16 protein-coding genes are annotated in these 12005 nt (G+C 72.1%); 9 read left to right on the top strand and 7 right to left on the bottom strand.

Annotated elements, in window-relative coordinates:
• Positions 1 to 210 precede the first annotated feature (210 nt).
• Positions 211 to 696 carry a DUF2231 domain-containing protein gene (locus V6N00_RS08375; protein WP_334231615.1) on the top strand — a complete coding sequence of 162 codons (486 nt, stop codon included), beginning with the start codon at positions 211 to 213 and terminating at the stop codon, positions 694 to 696.
• A gap of 39 nt (positions 697 to 735) precedes the next feature.
• Here V6N00_RS08375 and V6N00_RS08370 read toward each other — a convergent pair whose 3' ends face one another.
• The 7 genes from V6N00_RS08370 to V6N00_RS08340 form a co-directional block, all read right to left on the bottom strand.
• Entirely contained in the window at positions 736 to 1056 is a 321-nt protein-coding gene (locus V6N00_RS08370; RefSeq protein WP_334231614.1) for a putative quinol monooxygenase, read from the bottom strand.
• 9 nt (positions 1057 to 1065) lie between these two features.
• The gene (locus V6N00_RS08365; protein ID WP_334231613.1) at positions 1066 to 1779 is read right to left on the bottom strand and encodes an 8-oxoguanine DNA glycosylase OGG fold protein; all 714 of its coding nucleotides are present in this window, start codon (positions 1777 to 1779) and stop codon (positions 1066 to 1068) included.
• A gap of 215 nt (positions 1780 to 1994) precedes the next feature.
• Positions 1995 to 2207 (bottom strand): hypothetical protein, encoded by a 213-nt coding sequence (locus V6N00_RS08360; RefSeq protein WP_334231612.1) that lies wholly within the window; start codon positions 2205 to 2207, stop codon positions 1995 to 1997.
• Between the two features lie 36 nt (positions 2208 to 2243).
• Positions 2244 to 2462, bottom strand: a complete 219-nt coding sequence (locus tag V6N00_RS08355) for a hypothetical protein (RefSeq protein ID WP_334231611.1) — start codon at positions 2460 to 2462, stop codon at positions 2244 to 2246.
• Positions 2463 to 2607: 145 nt separating this feature from the next.
• The gene (locus V6N00_RS08350) at positions 2608 to 3039 is read right to left on the bottom strand and encodes an OsmC family peroxiredoxin (RefSeq protein ID WP_334231610.1); all 432 of its coding nucleotides are present in this window, start codon (positions 3037 to 3039) and stop codon (positions 2608 to 2610) included.
• A 119-nt stretch (positions 3040 to 3158) separates the two neighbouring features.
• The gene (locus V6N00_RS08345; RefSeq protein ID WP_334231609.1) at positions 3159 to 3902 is read right to left on the bottom strand and encodes an MgtC/SapB family protein; all 744 of its coding nucleotides are present in this window, start codon (positions 3900 to 3902) and stop codon (positions 3159 to 3161) included.
• Positions 3899 to 4645 (bottom strand): VOC family protein, encoded by a 747-nt coding sequence (locus tag V6N00_RS08340; RefSeq protein ID WP_334231608.1) that lies wholly within the window; start codon positions 4643 to 4645, stop codon positions 3899 to 3901. Before V6N00_RS08340 ends, V6N00_RS08345 begins: the two co-directional genes overlap by 4 nt.
• Before the next feature lie 40 nt (positions 4646 to 4685).
• Between V6N00_RS08340 and V6N00_RS08335 the strand changes: the two genes are divergently transcribed.
• The 8 genes from V6N00_RS08335 to V6N00_RS08300 all read left to right on the top strand — a co-directional run bounded on the left by V6N00_RS08335 (position 4686) and on the right by V6N00_RS08300 (position 11872).
• Positions 4686 to 4982, top strand: coding sequence for a hypothetical protein (locus tag V6N00_RS08335; protein ID WP_334231607.1), 297 nt, complete (start codon positions 4686 to 4688; stop codon positions 4980 to 4982).
• A complete protein-coding gene (locus V6N00_RS08330; RefSeq protein WP_334231606.1) occupies positions 4973 to 5170 on the top strand; it encodes a hypothetical protein in 198 nt (65 codons plus the stop codon). Before V6N00_RS08335 ends, V6N00_RS08330 begins: the two co-directional genes overlap by 10 nt.
• A gap of 223 nt (positions 5171 to 5393) precedes the next feature.
• Positions 5394 to 6530, top strand: a complete 1137-nt coding sequence (locus V6N00_RS08325; protein WP_334231605.1) for a GmrSD restriction endonuclease domain-containing protein — start codon at positions 5394 to 5396, stop codon at positions 6528 to 6530.
• A gap of 591 nt (positions 6531 to 7121) precedes the next feature.
• A complete protein-coding gene (locus tag V6N00_RS08320) occupies positions 7122 to 7640 on the top strand; it encodes an MFS transporter (protein ID WP_334231604.1) in 519 nt (172 codons plus the stop codon).
• A gap of 3 nt (positions 7641 to 7643) precedes the next feature.
• Positions 7644 to 8564, top strand: coding sequence for an MFS transporter (locus V6N00_RS08315; RefSeq protein WP_334231603.1), 921 nt, complete (start codon positions 7644 to 7646; stop codon positions 8562 to 8564).
• Between the two features lie 33 nt (positions 8565 to 8597).
• Positions 8598 to 9587 carry a uridine-preferring nucleoside hydrolase UriH gene (gene uriH / locus V6N00_RS08310; RefSeq protein ID WP_334231602.1) on the top strand — a complete coding sequence of 330 codons (990 nt, stop codon included), beginning with the start codon at positions 8598 to 8600 and terminating at the stop codon, positions 9585 to 9587.
• A complete protein-coding gene (locus V6N00_RS08305) occupies positions 9584 to 10534 on the top strand; it encodes a ribokinase (RefSeq protein ID WP_334231601.1) in 951 nt (316 codons plus the stop codon). Before uriH ends, V6N00_RS08305 begins: the two co-directional genes overlap by 4 nt.
• A gap of 90 nt (positions 10535 to 10624) precedes the next feature.
• Positions 10625 to 11872 carry a M20 metallopeptidase family protein gene (locus V6N00_RS08300; protein WP_334231600.1) on the top strand — a complete coding sequence of 416 codons (1248 nt, stop codon included), beginning with the start codon at positions 10625 to 10627 and terminating at the stop codon, positions 11870 to 11872.
• Positions 11873 to 12005: the final 133 nt, after the last annotated feature.

Genomic DNA, 12005 nt, shown 5'->3' with positions numbered 1-12005 from the left:
GGACTGTCGACGGCACGGGGGTCGTGCCTCGAAGAGGAACATCGGCATCGTGCCCGCCGGGGTAAGGCCCGGCCGGGAGCCGGCGTCCCGGGCCGTCACGTGCGTGTTTCTGGGTGCTTCCTTGGACGGTGGCCCCTACAGTCGACAACGTCGGACGACCTGTCAGTCCGATGGCCGTCGCCTGACGGTCCACGCCGAGAAAGGTTGTCCGTGCTCGAGGTCTTCGGTCTTCCCACTCACATCCTGCTGCTGCACGCCGTCGTCGTGCTCTCACCGCTGGCCGCGGTCGGCGGCATCCTCTACGCCGTCGTGGGCCGCTGGCGCCGCGCGACGGAATGGACCGTCGCGGTGCTGGCCGTCGTCTCGGCCGGGTTCGCGGTCGTGACCGCCAGCGCGGGCGAGCGCCTCGAGGAGGCGCTCCCGGCGTCCCCCCTGATTCACGAGCACGCCGAGCACGGCGACCTGCTCAAGGTCATCGCCGTCATCTTCGCCGGGCTCGTCATCCTGCTGGTCCTGGCGACAGGCCCGTGGAGCGCCCGTCGGCTGCCGCAGCTGGACGGCGTCCGGGCGCTGTCGTGGCTGAGGATCCTCCTGCAGGTGCTCACCGTGCTCGCCGGCCTGTTCCTGATCTACCAGACGATCGTCACCGGTCACTCCGGTGCCGTGGCTACCTGGTCGAACTGGCGGAAGAGCTGAGCCGGGGCTGATCGGGGCTCGCTCCGGCCGCCGGAGACGTCAGCCGACCTGCAGCTCGCCCATCTCGTCCCAGCCGTCGCCGTCGACCTGGCGGGAGATGATCGTCGGCGTCGCCGCGAGGTACTGCGGGAACTCGGCCTTCATGGTCTCGAAGTGCGGGGAGTTGACGTGGGCGCCGGCGGCGTCGTCCTCGAAACCCTCGACCAGGACGTACTCGTTGGGGTTCTCGACGCTGCGGGACCAGTCGAACCACTTGTTGCCGGGCTCGGCGCGGGTGGCCTCGGTGAACGAGCGGCTCAGTTCGGGCCACTGGTCGGCGTACTCGGGCTTCACGGGGAACTTGACGGTGATGACGATCATGTCGCCAGCCTAGGCCTGCAGTTGGGGACGGCGCAGGGCCAGGGGTCCTCGGTAGCTCGCCTGGAACAGCGCGTACTCGATGACGTGGGTCGGTTCCTCGGGCCGCCACAGGGCCTGCAGCTTCTCGCAGAAGTCGAGGTAGTAGAGGTATTCGTCGACGGACCACATCCATCGGCGGTAGCCGATCGCGGCGGCCACCCGCTGGTCGAGGATCAGCGGGGCCGGCCCCCACGAGGCGTCCCATGCGTCGTAGGCGCTGAAGTACAGCCAGCGGGTGAAGAACGACGCGCCGAAGCCCTGGACGTGGTGGTCGCCGCCGCGCTGCATCTGGGTGAAGGCCTCCGCGGTCCGGCCCGTCCGCACCAGCAGGTGGGCCTCGAGCAGCCGTTCCCCGACACCGGCAGGGTGCAGCGCCCGCACGGCCCGCCACGTCGAGTACGGCTTGGTCTCGCACCCCCAGCCGGACATGCGGGTGTACAGCTCGATCGCCTCGGTCGGCGTCGTCAGCCCCACCGACCCCTGGTACAGGTCGGCGCGCCGGATCGAGCGCCGGGCGTCCAACGTCGACACCGCCTCCGGCTGGTCGAGCGTGGCCGGCCACCAGCGTCGCCACTGGGCCGGGCTGTAGGTGAACGCCTCGGCCCGCACGGTGGCGTCGCTGGGCGGGATGCGGCCGCCCAGCCACCCGTCCAGGTCGAGGCCGATCTCATCGGCAGTCTTCATGTTGACCCCCCATTGATGCTTCCCCCGAAGCATGTAGATGCATGTGCATACTACTGAGCGGTATCGCCGGAAAATAGAGTGGTCGAGTGCAATGGAGTAGTCGTGTCGATGTGAGCTGACTCACGCCGGGACAGCAGAACGGGCGGTGCCGGAAGTAGCCGGCACCGCCCGTGCTGATGGTGTATGTCGCCTCGCGGGTCGATCGCTCGGGCGACTCAGTCCTTCGACGACGTCGGCTGCTCGGACTGTTCGCCGAGGACGTCGTCGAGTGCCTCGCGAACCGCCTGACGGGTGGCCAGGCGAACGCTCGCGGCGTTCTGCTCCTCGGCCGTCCCGCCGCCGGCGATCCGGTCGAGCTCTTCCTGTTCCTGCTTCAAGGCGTGGTCGCGGGCGCGACGGATGCCGTCCCGCAGGTCCTCCTCAGCCATGCCGCTCCTCTCCGGTTCCCGGGCTCGTCGCCGAGCTCAGTCGTCGATCTCCTCGAGCTTGAGGGCGACGCCGAGAGCGAAGAAGCTCGGCGCCCAGTGGCCGACGAAGATGCCCCAGCGATCCGACTGGGCCTTCGAGTCGCCCGGCTTGGCACGGCTGACGCCCCAGGCGATGAACGACAGGGCGATGGAGGCGAAGCCCCCGGCGTAGGCCCACTCGCTGCGGACTCCGGCCTCGTGCAGTTTCTCGATCATGGTGGCCTCCTCTCGACTCCGGACGGGCACGCGGCTGCGTGGTCCGGTCATGCCCAACCTACCTCGTAGAACGAGATATCAGTAGGGTGACCACCAACGTCCGCAGCCGCTCGCCCGATCGTCGGCCCCTCGGCTGACCGGGGGGTCAGCCGAGGGTCGCGGTGAGCGTGATGTCGACGGCCTTGAGCGCCTGGGAGACCGGGCAGTCCGCCTTCGCCGCCTCGGCCAGCCGGGTGAAGTCGTCGGCGCTGATGCCGTCGACCTGGCCGGTGACGGACAGGGCGATGCCCGTGATGCCCTTGCCCACCTCGAAGCTCACCTCGGCGCTCGTCTGCAGCGTGGTCGGCGGGGTGCCGTTCTCCTTGAGGTTGTTGGAGAACTGCATGGTGAAGCACGTGGCGTGGGCGGAGGCGATGAGTTCCTCCGGGGTCGTGGCGGACCCGGACTCCTCGGCGCGGGCCTCCCAGTTGACCGCGAAGGTGCCGGCGCCGGAGGTCTCGAGCGTCGTCGTGCCGGAACCGGTGAAGAGATCGCCGTTCCAGGTGGTGCTGGCCTTGTTCACGATGGGCTTGGGCATGGTGGATCCTCTCGTGCACGGGGTCGTCCGGGCGCGGGCGCGCCCGCGGTCATCGTAGGCATCTCGCGCCGTCGTCGTCAGCGTGCTGTCCGATCCGGCGCCAGGTGCACCGAAGAGCCTCAGGCGTCGTCGTCCTCGTCGTCCTCGTTGGCGGTCGTCCCGCTGACCGTCTTGAGCTGGACCCCTTCGACGCCGGGCAGCTCGAGCAACGGGGGGACGAGGGCCGCCACGGGCGCGCGCCCGATGAAGCGGATGTCCATCGAGATCAGCGACCGTTCCCCCGAGGTGCTGCGCGAACTGCGCTGGATGGAGGAGGCGAAGCCGAGGTCGGTCGCCAGGCCGAGGATGGTCCGCAGCGCGCCCTGCCCGTCGACGTAGGTGATGCGCAGGACGCGCCGTCGGTCCTCGGTCGGGATCCGGCGCACCAGCGGGGCCACCCCGACCAGGGTCACCAGGTAGAGCACGGTCAGCACGATGCCGAGCGAGAGCATCCCGGCGCCGCATGCCATGCCCACGGCGGCCGCGACCCAGATGGAGGCCGCCGTCGTCAGGCCGCGCACCACGTCGCGGCCCTTGAAGATGACGCCCGCCCCGAGGAAGCCGATGCCGCTGACGATCTGCGCCGCGATGCGGGAGGGGTCCAGGTTGACGTCGCTGCCCAGCACGGCGGTGAAGCCCCAGCCGGAGACGAGGGTGAACGCGCAGGAGCCCAGGCCCACGAGGACGTGCGTGCGGTAGCCGGCCGCCTTCTGGTGGATCTGCCGTTCGATGCCGATGAACGAGCAGAGGACGAAGGTGGCCAGGAGCAGTTCGATCTCCAGCGGCGTCGTGTCGCTCAGGACGCCGACCAGCTGATGCGTCATGCGAGTTCCTCGTCGGGGTCGTTCGGCGTCGTGCAGAACACCAGGCCCGCCTGGTCGCGCAGGACCGTCCAGCGGCCGCTGTCGTGCACGCGGGCGGCGCCGAGGCGCTCGAGCCGCTCCGCGTCGCGGGCCACGTCGGTCGTGCCGAGGTCCAGGTGCGCCCGGACGGGACCGGTGTCCTCGCCGAGACGCTGGAAGAGCAGCTTGATCGTGGACCCCGCGCCGGGGTGGAGCTTGCCGATCAGCCCCTCGCTGGTCGACGGAGCCCACCGGCCCGGCACGGCGGCTCGCCAGAACGCCACCTCGGCGTCGACCGCGTCGGCCGGCGCGTCGATGCACACCTGCACGAGCCGTTCCCGCACGCCGCCGTCGACGTCGACGCCGTCCGGACGGCGATGATCCTCGCGGCCGGCGACGACGCAGACGGGCAGGCCGCCGGGACTGACCAGCACCTGCCAGGCGCCGTTCGGTTCGCGGTGGCCCGTGGTGGCGCCGAGGGCGAGCAGCCGCGCCACCTCGGCGTCCAGGTCGGCCACCTCCAGGTCCAGGTGCACGGCGGGGACGTCACTGCCGACCCGCTGGACGTGCACGCAGGCGTCACCGGTCGGCGGGACGAGGCTGCGGAACTCCGGGTGACCGGGCCACGGATCGCCCAGCGGACAGCCGAGCGCCGCGGCCCAGAAGGCACTCGCGGCGTCGAGCCGATCGGCGGGGACGTCGATCACGGTGTGCAGCCAGGCCATGGCTGGCAGCGTACCGCCGGGTCGCCTTCCCGGTTCCGCCGTGTCGATCCGAGGCGGCCCGAGCCGGACGGTCAAGCGCGAGTACGACGGGCCGACGTTCAAGCGGCGGCTGGTCGCGGAGGGCGTCGCCCACGCCGCGCTCGTCTTCGACGGCGACGACGCGATCGCGTGGTGCGAGTACGGGAGCCCGGCCGAGCTGCCCCACATCTACCGCCGCAAGGAGTACGACGCGGGCGAGACCAGCCCCCGCCGTGGCGCATCACCTGCTTCTTCGTCGACCGCGACCACCGGCGCTCGGGCGTCGCGCGGGAGGCGCTCGACGGCGCGATGGAGCTGATCGCGCAGGCCGGCGGCGGGGAGGTCGTCTCGTTCCCCAATGAACTCGTGCCCGACAAGAAGACGTCGTCCTCGTTCCTCCACAACGGCACCCGGGCGATGTTCGAGAAGGCGGGCAACACGATCGAGCGCCACCTCGGCAGGTGGAAGACGGTGATGCGCCGGACGGTTCCGGCCGCTCGCGGGTGACGTCCGCGTCGCAGGCGTCGGTCGGCGCGTGTCCGGTACGCGGGTATCGCCGCACGCCAGCCGTAGAATCGACCGGTACCGCACCATCACGTCCGCGGTCTCGCACCACGTCCTCGGGGGAATCATGAGCACGCCGCACGGGCTCGGCGCTGCCCGCCGATCCGGCCTCTCGTCGAGAGTGCGCCTCCCACGCGGGCGGACCACGGGCGGGGACCGAACCGGCGTGCGGCACCGGACCCTCCGCCGCGCCGGTGCAACCGTCGCGGCCGCACTCTCGCTGGTGCTGCTCACCGGATGCGCCTCGGGCGTCACCGCGGCCGGGCCGGGGGGCGCGGGCACGGCGTCGCCCGCGTCGTCCGCTGCATCGGCTACCCCGTCGCGTACCCCGTCCCCGACCGGCTCCGCGTCGCCGTCCTCCCGCCCGTCGAGTTCGCCGCGTCCGACGGCGTCGTCGGCTCCCGCGACGCGCCGCGACGCGACCACCACCCCGTCCACGGCAGCCCCGTCCAGGCCAGCGCCGTCGACGCCCGCGCCGGCGACGCCCGCTGCCGGGACGGCGCTCGCCCAGCTCGGCACGCTGCCGGTCAAGGGTCGGGCGCCCAGGACCGGGTACAGCCGCACCCAGTTCGGCACCGCATGGTTCGACGTGGACCGCAACGGCTGCGACACCCGTAACGACATCCTCGCCGCTCAGCTCACGGGCATCGCCTGGGCCAACGCCGGCCACTGCCGGGTGGCGTCCGGGACACTCATCGACCCGTACACCGCCACCTCCGTCGCCTTCGTCCGCGGACAGGGGACCAGCGAGCTCGTGCAGATCGACCACGTCGTCGCCCTCTCGGACGCCTGGCAGAAGGGCGCGCAGCAGCTCACGTCCGACGAGCGCCGCGCCTTCGCCAACGACCCGCTCAACCTCCAGGCCACGACCCGCGCCGCGAACACGCAGAAGAGCGACGGCGACGCGGCCACGTGGCTGCCCGCCAACCGGTCCTACCGCTGCGCGTACGTGGCCCGGCAGATCGCCGTGAAGTCGGCCTATCGGCTCTGGGTCACCGCGGCGGAGCGGGATGCGATGGCGCGGGTGCTCGGCGCGTGCCCGGGGCAGGAGGCTGCGGGTCCCGCATCGGCTCCGGCCGCTGCGGCTCCGGCGCCCGCGCCGGTTCCCGCTCCGGTGCCGGTCGCACCCGCACCTGCCGCTCCCGCCCAGCCGGCCGTTCCGGCACCCGCGGCACCCGGCTCCTCCGTCTACTACGCCAACTGCCGAGCGGCCCGCGCGGCCGGGGTCGCTCCGCTGCATCGCGACGACCCCGGCTACCGGTCGGGGCTCGACCGCGACGGGGACGGCATCGCCTGCGAGTGAGCCGTTGACCGCCTCGCCCGCCCCTGTTCTTCGTCCTTCCCCTCGTCGACGGCCCCCACTCGCGCCGCATGTGCGGTTGACGCGGTCAACGGCCACCCGATTGATGACGTTGTCCGTCCACTCGGTGCGGCGCGGTCGTCGAGTGGACTGCTGTTGTCGGCGGTGGCGCATGGCGGTGACGTTGTCCGTCCACTCGGTGCGGCGCGGTTGTCGGGTGGACTGCTGAGGTGGGCGGTGGCGCATGGCGGTGACGTTGTCCGTCCACTCGGTGCGGCGCGGTCGTCGGGTGGACTGCTGAGGTGGGCGGTGGCGCATGGCGGTGACGTTGTCCGTCCACTCGGTGCGGCGCGGTTGTCGAGTGGACCGCTGTTGTCGGCGGTGGCGCATCTCGGTGACGTCGTCCGTCCACTCGGTGCGGCGCGGTCGTCGGGTGGACTGCTGATGTGGGCGGTGGCGCAAGGCGGTGACGTCGTCCGTCCACTCGGCGCAACCGGGGGCGCCGTCGCCGTCACCGGGGCCGAACCGGCACGAGCCTTTCGTCGGTGCGCGGACGTAGGCTGAGCGCACCCGACCGAACCCGGGAGGTGCGCCATGTCCGACCCGTCCACCGCCGCCAGGACCACGAACGTCGCCGGGCTCGTCGTCGCCCTCCTCGTGGCCGTCTTCGCCTTCCAGCTCAACGCCTCGATGCTCTCCCCGGCGCTCGCCACGATGGAACGCGAGCTGAACACCACGACGGCGCAGATCGGCGTCAGCCAGACAGCCTTCTTCACGGCCGCCGCCCTGTTCTCGCTGTTCCTGCCCCGCTGGGGTGACCTGATCGGCCGGCGCCGCGTCCTCACCCTGATGCTGCTGGTCACGGGCGTCGGCTGTGTCGTCTCCGCCCTCGCCCCGAGCGTCGGCGTCCTGTTCGTCGGCCGCATCATCCAGGGCGTCGCCGGGCCGGTCGTGCCGATCTGCCTCATCATGCTGCGCGTCCAGGTGCCCGACCCGAAGCTGTACGCCACGCTGCTCGGCGTGCTCACCGCCGTCAACGGTGGCATCGCCGGGGTCGACGCGCTCGCCGGCGGCTGGCTGGCCGGCACCTTCGGGTTCCGGTCCATCTTCTAGGTGATGGCGGTGATCTGCGCGATCGCCGTCGTCGCCGTCCGCGGCGCGACCCTCGAGTCGACCGCGGTCCAGACGCCGCCCATGGACTGGAAAGGGGTCGCCCCACTCGTCGTCGCCATCGGCTGCGCGCTCGTCGCGTTCAACCAGGCCGGGGAGCTCGCGACGGCGAACTGGGTGCTCGTCATCGTCCTCCTGCTCGTCGCCGCCGCCGCGTTCGCGGTGTTCTGGCGGATCGAGGACCGGTCGTCGCACCCGCTGGTCAGCACGCGCTACCTGCGTCAGCGCCGCACCTGGGCACTGCTGTCCACGACGCTGCTGACCATGACCGGCGTGTTCGCGATCATGAACGGCCTCATCCCCAACCTCGCGCAGGATCCGGCGGCCGGCCCGGGCATCGGCGCGGACGCCGTCTCCTGGGTGACGCTGACCCCGTACGCCCTCGCCGGCCTCGTCATCGGGCCGGTCGCCGGACGCCTCGCGGGCTCGCTCGGCTACCACCGTGTTCTGCAGATCGGGCTGATCGGCACCGTCATCGGCGTCGCCCTCGCCGTCGTCACCGCATCGGCACCCTCGCCCGGCCTGCTGCTCGTCGTCTCCCTCTTCATCGGCGTCACCTACGCCGGCATCTCCAACATCATGCTCAACGGCCTCGGTATCGTCCTGAGCCCCGAGGACAACCCCGGCTACCTGCCGGGCCTGAATGCCGGCGCGTTCAACCTCGGCGCCGGCATCAGTTTCGCCGTCCTCTTCGCCGTGGACACCCTCGTCGCGACCGGCTCCGGCCCCCGCGCCGGCTACACCGCCGGTATCGTGACGGGCGGGATCCTCGTCCTGCTGGCCCTGGCCGTCTCGGTCCTGATCCCGCGCCCGGACCCGGCCGCCGTGGCCGCGCGGGTCGAGGGCGCCGGTCCGGCCACCCACTGACCCCGACCACCCCGCCGAGAGGACACGCCCGTCATGGCCCGCTCGATCATCCTGGACTGCGACCCCGGGCACGACGACGCCGTCGCGATCATCCTCGCGCTCGGCAACCCCGCCATCGACCTGCTCGGCATCACCACGATCGGCGGCAACCAGACCCTCGCCAAGGTCACCCGGAACGCCCAGAGCATGCTCGCCGTGTGCGGCCGCGACGACGTGCCGATCCACGCCGGCTGCGTGCGGCCGCTCGTGCGGGATCTGACGGTGGCGCCCGGCATTCACGGCGAGTCCGGGCTCGACGGCGTCGAGCTGCCCGAGCCGACCGTGCCCGTGCAGGACACCCACGCCGTCGACTTCATCATCGACACCGTGATGTCGCGGGAGCCGGGCACCGTGACCCTCGTGCCCACCGGTCCGCTGACGAACATCGCGATGGCCGCCCGCAAGGAACCGCGCATCGTCGAGCGGGTGCGGGAGGTCGTCCTGATGGGCGGCGGCTACCACACGGGCAACTGGAGCGCCGTCGCCGAGTTCAACATCATCGTCGACCCCGAGGCCGCCCATATCGTGATCAACGAGCCGTGGCCGCTCACCATGGTCGGACTCGACCTGACCCACCAGGCCCTCGTCACCGCCGACGTCGAGGAGCGCATCCGGGCCATCGGCTCGAACTGCGCCGAGGTGGTGCTCGGGCTCATGGGCTTCTTCCGGCAGGCCTACCGCGACAACCAGGGCTTCGACGACCCGCCCGTGCACGACCCCTGCACCGTCGCCTACCTGATCGACCCGCAGGTGATGACGACGCGGAAGGTCCCGCTGGACGTCGAGTTGCGCGGTGAGCTGACCCTGGGCATGACCGTGGCGGACTTCCGGGTCCCGCCGCCGGAGGACTGCACGACGCAGGTGGCCGTCGACCTGGACCGTGAACGGTTCTGGGACCTGGTGGTGGACGCCATCGCCGCCGTGTCCCGGCCCGGGAACCAGGACGCCGACCGCATCACCACGACCGAGGGAGCGACCCGATGAGTGAGACCACCCCGTCCGACGCCGTGATCGCGGTCGTCGGCTCCATCAACGCCGACCTGTTCGTCCGCGTCGAACGGCACCCCAAGCCGGGCGAGACCGTGCTCGGCACCGGTGGCTCCATCGCCCAGGGCGGCAAGGGCGCCAACCAGGCCGTCGCCGCCGCCCGGCTAGGCGCCAGGGTGCGCTTCGTCGGCGCCGTCGGCAAGGACGCCCACGCCGACCAGGCGCTCGCCCTGCTGAAGGAGGCCGACGTCGACCTCGCCGCCGTCTCTGCCGTCGACGACCCCACCGGACTCGCCATCGTCGAGGTCGATCAGACGGGCGAGAACAGCATCGTCGTCGTGCCCGGGGCCAACGGCGCGGTCGACGCGGCGATGGTCGACGCCGCCGCGCAGGTCGTGCGCGACGCGGCCATCGTCGTCATCCAGGGCGAGATCCCCGTCGACGGCATCGAACGCGCCGCCTCCCTGTGCAGCGGCCGGCTCATCTTCAACACCGCGCCGGTTCCGGACGCGATCGACCTGGACGTCGTCCGGGCGGCCGACCCGCTCGTCGTCAACGAGCACGAGGGCTTGCTGCTGCTCGAGAAGCTCGTGCCGCCGCCCACCGGGCCGGGGGAGCGCGGGTACCGGGACCTGGAGGCCGCCAAGGTCGTCCAGCGGCTCCGCGACGCCGGCGTGCGCTCCGTCGTCATGACGCTCGGGGGCAGGGGCGCCCTCGTCACCGAGCGTGACGCCATCGTCCCCGTGCTCGCCCCGACCATCGACGCGGTGGACACCACCGGCGCCGGTGATGCCTTCGTCGGCGCCCTCGCGATGGGGCTGGCGCGGGGCGACGCCCTGATCGACGCGGCGCGGGTGGCCGCGCGCGTGGGCGCCTTCACGTGCCGGGCCCACGGCGCGCAGCCGTCCTACCCGTGGGCGGGCGACAAGCTTCCCGACGTGTGAGCCGCTTCCTGTCGGCCGGACGCCCCTGACGAGGGACGGAGGACACGAGTAGGGTCGAAGGACCGACCGTCCCGGACCCGAAAGGCCACCGTGAACGCCTCCTCCGCCGACCTGACCGCCTCGCTGCTGGACGACGCCCGGGAACTGCACCCGGACATCGCCGACCTCCGCCACCGGCTGCACCAGGAACCGGAGGTCGGACTCGACCTGCCCCGCACCCAGGAGAAGGTGCTCGGCTGGCTCGACGGACTCGGGTACGAGATCACCACGGGCACCGACACGACCTCGGTCACGGCGGTGCTGCGCGGCGGTGGATCCGACGGCTCCTCGGGCAGCGCGGACCGGCCCGTCGTGCTGCTGCGCGGCGACATGGACGCCCTGCCCGTGCAGGAGGAGACCGGCCAGCCCTTCACCTCGACGATCGACGGCGTGATGCACGCCTGCGGGCACGACCTGCACACCTCGATGCTGGCCGGTGCCGCGACGCTGCTCGCCGCCCGCCGCGACCGACTCGCCGGCGACGTCGTGCTCATGTTCCAGCCCGGTGAGGAGGGTTTCGACGGCGCCGGGGTGATGCTGCGCGAGGGCGTGCTCGACGCCGCGGGCCGCCGCCCGGACGCCGCCTTCGGCATGCACGTGGCCAGCGCACTCGCCCCCACCGGCGTCGTCTTCTCCCGGCCGGGCACCATGATGAGCGGTTCGGCCGGCCTCGACGTGACCGTGGAGGGCGTCGGCGGTCACGGCTCGATGCCGTTCAAGGCGAAGGACCCGGTGACCGTCGCCGCCGAGATCGTCACCGCCCTGCAGAACCTCGTGACGCGCCGGTTCGACGTCTTCGACCCCGTCGTCATCACGGTCGGCTCGCTGCACGCCGGCACGAAGCGCAACATCATCCCGGACGACGCGCGGATCGAGGCCACGCTGCGCTCCTTCTCCGACACGGCCCGGGCCCGGCTCGCCGAGATCGTGCCGCCGCTGGTGCGCGGGATCGCCGAGAGCCACGGGCTCACCGCGACCGTCGAGTACCACGACGAGTACCCGGTCACCGTCAACGATCCGCAGGAGAGCGACTTCGCCCGCGGCGTCGTCACCGAGCTGCTCGGCGACCGGCGGTACGCCGCGATGCCGAACCCGCTGGCCGGCTCCGAGGACTTCTCGCGGGTGCTTGCCGAGGTACCCGGGGCGTTCCTGTTCCTCTCGGCGGTGCCCGACGGCGTCGACCACGAGACCGCGGCGTTCAACCACTCGGCGCGGGCCACGTTCGACGACAACGTCCTCGCCGACGGCGCGGCACTCTACGCCCGGCTGGCCATCGACCGGATCGCCGCCGGCCGCTGAGTCCGCCGGTTCCGCCCGCGCGTCGCGCTGAGTCCGTCGGTTCCGCCCTCACGGGGCGGTCTTTGACCGGGGCGCGAGTGCGGAGGTGACGGACTCGCCGCACCGGTGAGCCACGGGACGCCCGCGCACGCCC

Source organism: Tersicoccus mangrovi, assembly GCF_036881825.1.
Classification (GTDB): Bacteria; Actinomycetota; Actinomycetes; order Actinomycetales; family Micrococcaceae; genus Tersicoccus; species Tersicoccus mangrovi.
The sequence above is the reverse complement of the archived record's forward strand: the minus strand, read 5'-3'. Positions and strand labels throughout refer to the sequence as shown.

Bases quoted from the DNA above. Each gene is read 5' to 3' on its own strand.
- V6N00_RS08370 (WP_334231614.1), bottom strand. From the start codon at position 1,056: ATGATCGTCATCACCGTCAAGTTCCCCGTGAAGCCCGAGTACGCCGAC.
- V6N00_RS08365 (WP_334231613.1), bottom strand. From the start codon at position 1,779: ATGAAGACTGCCGATGAGATCGGCCTCGACCTGGACGGGTGGCTGGGC.
- V6N00_RS08360 (WP_334231612.1), bottom strand. From the start codon at position 2,207: ATGGCTGAGGAGGACCTGCGGGACGGCATCCGTCGCGCCCGCGACCAC.
- V6N00_RS08355 (WP_334231611.1), bottom strand. From the start codon at position 2,462: ATGATCGAGAAACTGCACGAGGCCGGAGTCCGCAGCGAGTGGGCCTAC.
- V6N00_RS08350 (WP_334231610.1), bottom strand. From the start codon at position 3,039: ATGCCCAAGCCCATCGTGAACAAGGCCAGCACCACCTGGAACGGCGAT.
- V6N00_RS08345 (WP_334231609.1), bottom strand. From the start codon at position 3,902: ATGACGCATCAGCTGGTCGGCGTCCTGAGCGACACGACGCCGCTGGAG.
- V6N00_RS08340 (WP_334231608.1), bottom strand. From the start codon at position 4,645: ATGGCCTGGCTGCACACCGTGATCGACGTCCCCGCCGATCGGCTCGAC.
- V6N00_RS08330 (WP_334231606.1), top strand. From the start codon at position 4,973: ATGGAGCTGATCGCGCAGGCCGGCGGCGGGGAGGTCGTCTCGTTCCCC.
- V6N00_RS08320 (WP_334231604.1), top strand. From the start codon at position 7,122: ATGTCCGACCCGTCCACCGCCGCCAGGACCACGAACGTCGCCGGGCTC.
- V6N00_RS08315 (WP_334231603.1), top strand. From the start codon at position 7,644: ATGGCGGTGATCTGCGCGATCGCCGTCGTCGCCGTCCGCGGCGCGACC.
- uriH (WP_334231602.1), top strand. From the start codon at position 8,598: ATGGCCCGCTCGATCATCCTGGACTGCGACCCCGGGCACGACGACGCC.
- V6N00_RS08305 (WP_334231601.1), top strand. From the start codon at position 9,584: ATGAGTGAGACCACCCCGTCCGACGCCGTGATCGCGGTCGTCGGCTCC.